The sequence below is a fragment of the Pseudokineococcus marinus genome (assembly GCF_013004605.1).
GTDB lineage: Bacteria > Actinomycetota > Actinomycetes > Actinomycetales > Quadrisphaeraceae > Pseudokineococcus > Pseudokineococcus marinus.
On the sequence record NZ_JABEMA010000166.1, the window covers coordinates 1 to 6803 of the forward strand.

Below are 6803 nucleotides of genomic sequence, written 5' to 3' on the forward strand. Positions count from 1 at the left end.
ACCGGCGGCGCGGCCCGCTCGGCTGCGCCGGGCACCACGAGCACGACCACCAGGACGAGCGGGTCCGGCGCCACCAGCGGAGCCGACCCGACCGAGACGACCGCCGGGGGCCCGCGCGCCGCCGGGGAGGAGCAGCCGTGAAGTGGCGCCGCAGGAACGAGCCCGTCGAGGCCGAGCAGGCGGAGGAGGTCGCCGTCCCCGAGGAGGAGGACCCCCAGGCGGTCGCCGACCGCGCCGCCCGGGTCGCCGCCGAGGCCGAGGCCGAGCGCGTGCGCACCGCGGCGCTGGCGCGCGAGGCGCGTCGCCGGACCCAGGGCCCCTTCGACCTCACCGAGATCAGCGAGGAGGACGCGGCCCGCCCGCGCGTGGACCTCGGGGCGCTGCGCCTGCCCGCCGTCCAGGGCATGGAGCTGCGGCTCGAGCTCGAGGAGAAGACCCAGCGCGTCATCGGGGCGGTCGTCGTGCTCGGGCCCTCCACGCTGCAGCTGCAGGCCTTCGCGGCCCCGCGCACGGACGGCATCTGGGAGGAGGTCCGCGCCGAGATCCGCGCCCAGGTGAGCCGCCAGGGCGGCGCCAGCGAGGACGCCGAGGGCGTCTTCGGGCCCGAGGTGCTCGCCCGCGTCCCCGTGCGCACCGACGACGGCCGCACCGGGCACCGCGCCGTCCGCTTCGCCGGCGTCGACGGCCCCCGCTGGTTCGTCCGCGCCGTCTTCGGCGGCCGCGCCGCGGTGGAGCGCGAGGCCGCGGCCCCGCTCGAGGCGATGCTCCGCGCGGTCGTCGTCGACCGCGGCGACGAGGCCATGGCCCCCCGCGACATGCTGCCGCTGCGGCTGCCGCCCCAGGACCAGGCCCGCCCCGCCACCGGTCAGCCCGGTGAGGCCCAGGCCGCCCAGGCCCAGCCCGGCCAGGCCCAGCCCGGCCAGGTCGAGAACCTGCCCGGCCAGCCGGTCGAGCAGCAGCCGGCCCCGGGCGGCGGCACCGGGAGCCCGGCGTCCCCCGACGGCGGCGACGACGGGCTCGGCCCCCTGGACCCCTTCCACCGCGGCCCGGAGACCACCGAGACGCGCTGACCCCGGTCGGCCGCGGCGGGGCCGCCCGAGGGTCCCGCGCTCGTCCGGGTGGTCCTCCCGCACCGGCGCGGGACCGCCCGGCGGAGCGCCTACGCTGGACGCGCGCCGCTGCGGCTCCCGCACCGGCGGACTACCGCCGACGGGGCGCGCAGGGCGCGCGCCGACGAGGAGGACGAGGTCGTGGCACGCACCCGCGGGCTCCTGGGCCGCACGACGGACCCCACGACGGGCCGACGCGAGGGCGGCGCCCCCGCCGTCGTCGCTCCCCGGTCGGGGCTGGGCGGTCTGCGCGAGGCGGTCAGCCGCTTCAGCAGCCGCGAGGAGATGCACTGCGCCGCCGAGCAGGCCGAGTCGGCGCGCGAGGGCGGGAGCCCGTGCGCCTCCCTCGGCGACCGGCACCGCGTCCTCGTCGCGGGCGCCCTGCGCAGCGTCACGCTGCGGCCCCGCGCCGGCACCCCGGCCCTGGAGGCCGAGGTCTTCGACGGCTCCGGCTCGCTCTCCGTGGTCTGGCTCGGGCGCCGCGAGATCGCGGGCGTCGAGGCCGGGCGGCGCATCAAGGTCGAGGGGCTCGTGAGCGTCGTCGACGGTCACGCCGTCATGTACAACCCGCGGTACGAGCTCCTCCCGTCGGCCCCCGCGCCGCGCTCGTGAGCCGGGGCGCCGAGGAGGGGAGCGCGCCCGCGGAGGGCCCGGCGCCCGCCGCCGGCCGCTCGGGCCTCGCCGCCGCCCTCGGTCCCGACTTCTCGGTGTCGCAGGCGCTCGGCGGCCCGCGGGGGGTCGTCGAGGTCGCGCTCCCCAGCGTCGTCTTCGTCGTCGTCATCAGCGTCGTCCAGGACCTGCGGGCGGCGATCTGGGCGGCGCTCGGCACCTCTGCGCTCTTCGTGCTCGTGCGCCTCGTAGGACGCAGCTCCCCGGGGCAGGCCGTCTCGGGGCTGCTCGGCGTGGCCCTGTGCGCGCTCATCGCCTCGCGGACGGGGGAGGCGCGCGACTTCTTCGTGTGGGGCCTGCTCGTCAACGTCGTCTACGCGGCCGTGTACGCCCTGTCGACCGTGCGGACGCCGGCCTTCTCCCTGCGGCTCGGCCGCGGCCGACGGGTCCGGGTGCCGCGCGGGCCGTGGCCGGTGCTCGGCCTCGCCCTGGGCCTGCTCACCGACGAGCGCCTGGCCTGGAAGGACGACCCCCGCCGCCTGCGCGTCTACGTGCAGGCGACGTGGATCTGGGTCGCGCTCTTCGTCCTGCGCCTGCTCGTCCAGGGACCCCTCTACCTGGCCGACGAGGTCGCCGCCCTGGGCACGGCCCGCGTCGTCATGGGCTTCCCGCTCTTCGGCGTGGCGGCCTACCTCACGTGGCTCCTCGTGCGCCGGGTGCCGCTGGCCACCCGCCCCGCCGAGGCGCCCGCCCGCGGGCCCGCGGAGGGCTGAGGGGGCTCAGACGACCTCGGCGCCGGCCGCCCGCGGCGAGGCGTCCCGCTGCCAGCGGCCGGGGGAGAGCAGGTCGCGCAGCTCCTGCTCGTCCTCGTCGCCCGCCAGCAGGAGCAGCTCGTCGCGCGCCTCGAGGGCGTCGTCGTCGGTCGGTGCGAGCGGGCGGCCCTCGCGCACGACGCCGACGAGCACCGTGTCCGGCGGCCAGTCGGTGCTGCCGACGGCGGTCCCGGCCAGCGGGGACCCGTCGGGGATGGTGTAGCTGAGCATGCGGGCGCCGCCGCGGAAGGAGAAGACCTCGACGACGTCGCCGACGGCGACGGCCTCCTCGACGAGCGCGGTCATGAGGCGCGGGGTCGACACCATGACGTCGACGCCCCAGGCCTCGTCGAACATCCACTCGTTCTTGGGGTTGTTGACCCGGGCGACCGTGCGCGGCACCCCGAACTCCGTCTTGGCGAGGAGGCTGACGACGAGGTTGGCCTTGTCGTCGCCCGTGGCGGCGACGACGACGTCGGTGGCCTCCAGGCCGGCGCCGGACAGCGACGTGATCTCGCAGGCGTCGGCGAGGAGCCACCGCGCCCCCGGGACGGAGGCGCGGCCGACGTTCTCGGGGTTGCGGTCGACCAGCAGCACGTCGTGGCCGCCCGCCAGGAGCTCGCGGGCGATGGAGCGGCCGACGCTGCCGGCGCCGGCGATGAGCACGCGCACGGCGCCTCCTTCGGGGTCCGCCCCCGGGGCCTGCCCCGGGAGCCGGTCGGATCGGTGGTGGTGCGGGACGCCGGGCGTCAGTCGGGCTCGGGGCCCGCGTCGAGCACCTTCTCGACCTCGGTCACGGCCGCGTCGGGCACGAGCAGGTGCAGCACGTCGCCCTCCTGGTGGACGGTGTCGGGGCGGGGGAGGCGGGCGCTGCCGAGCCGCGTGAGGAAGGCCACCCGCGTCGACGTCGCCCGCTCGAGCTCGGTGAGCCGGGTGCCGACCCAGGACGCCGGCACGGAGACCTCCGCGAGGTGCACCGACCCGCTCGCGTCCGTGTAGTCCGGCACGACCCCGCGCGGCAGCAGGCGCCGCACCAGCTGGTCGGCAGTCCACTTGACGGTGGCGACGGTGGGGATCCCCAGGCGCTCGTACACCTCGGCGCGGGCGGAGTCGTAGATCCGGGCGGCGACGTTCTGCACGCCGAAGACCTCTCGCGCCACCCGGGCGGCGAGGATGTTGGAGTTGTCGCCGCTGCTCACGGCGGCGAAGGCGTACGCCTCCTGGACGCCCGCCTCGAGCAGGACGTCGCGGTCGAAGCCGACGCCCGTCACGGTGCGCCCCTCGAAGCCCGCGCCGAGCCGCCGGAACGCCAGCTCGTCCTTGTCGACGACGGCCACCGAGTGGCCGTGGCGCTCGAGGGCCACGGCCAGGGTCGAGCCGACGCGGCCGCAGCCCATGACGACGAAGTGCACGCGCCGGACGCTACTCCGTCCGGCGCCGGCGCCCCCGCGCGCGCCCCCTCCACCCGGACCGTCCCGCGGCGGCGCGGGCCGGTGCCCGGCGGCTCCTACCATCGGCGCCGTGCAGAGCATCGCGGACGGCGCCAAGCGCCTCGTCCTGGGCCGTCCGTTCCGCAGCGACCGCCTCAGCCACACGCTGCTGCCCAAGCGGGTCGCGCTGCCGGTCTTCGCCTCGGACGCCCTCTCCTCCGTGGCCTACGCGCCGGACGAGATCTTCCTGACGCTCGCCATCGCGGGCATCAGCTCCTACGTGCTGTCGCCGTGGATCGGCGTGGCGGTCGTCGTCGTCATGGTCGTCGTCATCGCCTCCTACCGGCAGAACGTGCACGCCTACCCCTCGGGCGGCGGCGACTACGAGGTCGCGACGACGAACCTCGGCCGGGGCGCCGGCCTCGTCGTCGCGAGCGCGCTGCTCGTCGACTACGTCCTCACGGTCGCCGTCTCCATCTCCTCGGGCGCCCAGTACGCGGCGTCCGCGCTGCCCTTCCTCGCGGGCCACGAGACGAGCCTCGCCGTCGTCCTCGTCCTGCTCCTCATGGGGATCAACCTGCGCGGCGTGCGCGAGTCGGGCCGGGCCTTCGCCGTCCCGACCTACGTCTTCGTCGTCTCCGTCCTCGGCATGTGCGCCTGGGGCTTCGTCCGCGCCGCGTCGGGCGACCTGCCCGTGGTGGACAGCGCGGAGCTGGAGCTGGTGGCGGAGCCCGGGTACGAGGAGGGCCTCACCGGCGTCGTCGGCGCCTTCCTCGTCCTGCGCGCCTTCTCCTCCGGGTGCGCCGCCCTCACGGGCGTCGAGGCGATCAGCAACGGCGTGCCCGCCTTCCGCAAGCCCAAGAGCCGCAACGCCGCGACGACGCTGGCGCTGCTCGGCGCGCTCGCCATCACCATGCTGCTCAGCGTCATCGCGCTCGCGAACCTCACCGGGCTGCGCTTCGCCGAGCTGCCCGCGACCCAGCTCCTGCGCGACGGGGTGCCCGTCGGCGAGGACTACCAGCAGGACCCGGTCATCGGGCAGCTCGCCCGCGCCGTCTTCGACTCCGCGCCGTTCGCCTTCTTCGTCGTGACGGCGGCCACGGGCCTCATCCTCGTCCTCGCCGCGAACACGGCCTTCAACGGCTTCCCGGTGCTCGGGTCGATCCTCGCCCGGGACGGGCTGCTGCCCCGCCAGCTGCACACGCGCGGGGACCGGCTCGCGTTCAGCAACGGGATCATCCTGCTGGCGGGAGCGGCGATCGTCCTCGTCGTCGCCTTCGACGCCCAGGTCACCCGCCTGATCCAGCTCTACATCGTCGGGGTGTTCGTCTCCTTCACCCTGAGCCAGCTCGGCATGGTCAAGCACTGGAACCGGCACCTGCGCACCGAGACGGACCCGGCGGCGCGCGGCCGCATGCTGCGCTCGCGGGCCATCAACACCGTGGGCCTCGGCCTCACCGGCGTCGTGCTCGTCATCGTCCTCGCGACCAAGTTCACCCGCGGCGCCTGGATCGCCATCCTCGCCATGGCGGTGCTCTTCGTCCTCATGCGCGGGGTGCGCACGCACTACGCGCGGGTCGCCGCCGAGCTCGAGCTGGCCGAGGGCTCCGACGTGCCCCGCGTCCTCCCGAGCCGGGTGCACGCCATCGTCCTCGTCTCCAAGCTGCACCTGCCCACGCTGCGGGCCCTCGCCTACGCCCGGGCGTCCCGGCCGTCGGTGCTCGAGGCGGTCACCGTCGTCGTCGACCCGGCGGAGACCCGCTCCCTGCAGCGGGCGTGGGACAGCCGTGGCCTGCCGGTGCGGCTCAAGGCGCTCGAGTCGCCCTACCGGGAGATCACCCGGCCCGTCGTCGACTACGTGCGGGCCCTCAAGCGGGAGAGCCCCCGCGACCTCGTCGTCGTCTACGTGCCCGAGTACGTCGTCGGCCACTGGTGGGAGCAGCTGCTGCACAACCAGAGCGCGCTGCGGCTCAAGTCGCGCCTGCACTTCATCCGCGGCGTCGTCGTCGCGAGCGTGCCGTGGCAGCTGGCCTCCAGCGAGGGCGCCGACGTCGACGACCGCGCGCCGGCGCCCGGGGACGTGCGCCGCGGCGCCGTCACGCGGTCGCCCGAGGGCCCCGCCGCTCCGCCCGTTCACCGAGACCCCGGGGCGGGCTCGCGGCCGGGGGCGCCGCGGTGAGCGGCGGCGAGGAGGGCCTGCTCGAGCTTGAGGTGGGGGACGTCGCCCACGGCGGCCACTGCGTGGCCCGGCACGAGGGCCGCGTCGTCTTCGTGCGGCACGCCCTGCCGGGGGAGCGGGTGCGCGCCCGGCTCACCGAGGCCGGGGACGGGGCGGCGTACTGGCGGGCCGACGCCGTCGAGGTGCTGCGGGCCTCCGCCGACCGCGTGGAGCCCGCCTGCCCCGTCGCCGGCCCCGGCGGCTGCGGGGGCTGCGACTGGCAGCACGCCGCCCCGGCGGCCCAGCGCCGCCTCAAGGCCGCGGTGCTGCGCGAGCAGCTGCAGCGCCTCGCGGGTCTCGAGGTGGACGTCGAGGTCGAGGAGGTGCCGGTCCCGGCCGGCACCGGCACCTCGCCGGAGGACGCGGCCCGCGGGCTGGGCTGGCGCACGCGGGTCACGTACGCGGCGGACGGCGCCGGGCGGCTCGGCTTCCGCGCCCACCGCGAGCACCGCGTGGTCCCCGTCGAGCGGTGCCCCATCGCCACGCCCGGCGTCGTCGACCTCGGCCTGCCGGAGCGGCGCTGGACCGGCTGGCGGTCCGTGGAGGCCGTGGTGCCCGGCGGCGCCGGCAGCGGCGCGCTCGTCGTCGCGGAGCCCCGCGAGACGACGGGGCGGTCCGCGGCGAC

At 76.9% G+C, this 6803-nt stretch carries 7 protein-coding genes; 5 read left to right on the forward strand and 2 right to left on the reverse strand.

Annotation, left to right across the window (positions count from 1 at the left end; translation table 11 throughout):
• Positions 1 to 137: 137 nt before the first annotated feature.
• From HLB09_RS17835 to HLB09_RS10920, 3 genes are all read left to right on the forward strand, one after another.
• Positions 138 to 1070, forward strand: coding sequence for a DUF3710 domain-containing protein (locus tag HLB09_RS17835; RefSeq protein ID WP_212770916.1), 933 nt, complete (start codon positions 138 to 140; stop codon positions 1068 to 1070).
• A gap of 180 nt (positions 1071 to 1250) precedes the next feature.
• Positions 1251 to 1721 carry an OB-fold nucleic acid binding domain-containing protein gene (locus tag HLB09_RS10915; protein WP_322790137.1) on the forward strand — a complete coding sequence of 157 codons (471 nt, stop codon included), beginning with the start codon at positions 1251 to 1253 and terminating at the stop codon, positions 1719 to 1721.
• The gene (locus HLB09_RS10920; RefSeq protein ID WP_171203401.1) at positions 1718 to 2491 is read left to right on the forward strand and encodes a DUF3159 domain-containing protein; all 774 of its coding nucleotides are present in this window, start codon (positions 1718 to 1720) and stop codon (positions 2489 to 2491) included. The genes HLB09_RS10915 and HLB09_RS10920 overlap by 4 nt, the downstream gene beginning before the upstream one ends.
• Positions 2492 to 2497: 6 nt before the next feature.
• On the opposite strand, the gene HLB09_RS10925 is transcribed toward HLB09_RS10920, so the two are convergent.
• Positions 2498 to 3202 carry a potassium channel family protein gene (locus tag HLB09_RS10925; RefSeq protein WP_171203402.1) on the reverse strand — a complete coding sequence of 235 codons (705 nt, stop codon included), beginning with the start codon at positions 3200 to 3202 and terminating at the stop codon, positions 2498 to 2500.
• Positions 3203 to 3279: 77 nt separating this feature from the next.
• Positions 3280 to 3942, reverse strand: coding sequence for a potassium channel family protein (locus HLB09_RS10930; protein WP_171203403.1), 663 nt, complete (start codon positions 3940 to 3942; stop codon positions 3280 to 3282).
• Between the two features lie 109 nt (positions 3943 to 4051).
• Here HLB09_RS10930 and HLB09_RS10935 point away from each other — a divergent pair, with 109 nt between their 5' ends.
• Together HLB09_RS10935 and HLB09_RS10940 are read left to right on the forward strand one after the other, a co-directional pair.
• Entirely contained in the window at positions 4052 to 6139 is a 2088-nt protein-coding gene (locus HLB09_RS10935) for an APC family permease (RefSeq protein WP_322790138.1), read from the forward strand.
• Positions 6136 to 6803: class I SAM-dependent RNA methyltransferase (locus HLB09_RS10940; RefSeq protein ID WP_171203405.1), on the forward strand; the 668-nt coding region annotated here is incomplete at its 3' end. The genes HLB09_RS10935 and HLB09_RS10940, both read left to right, overlap by 4 nt.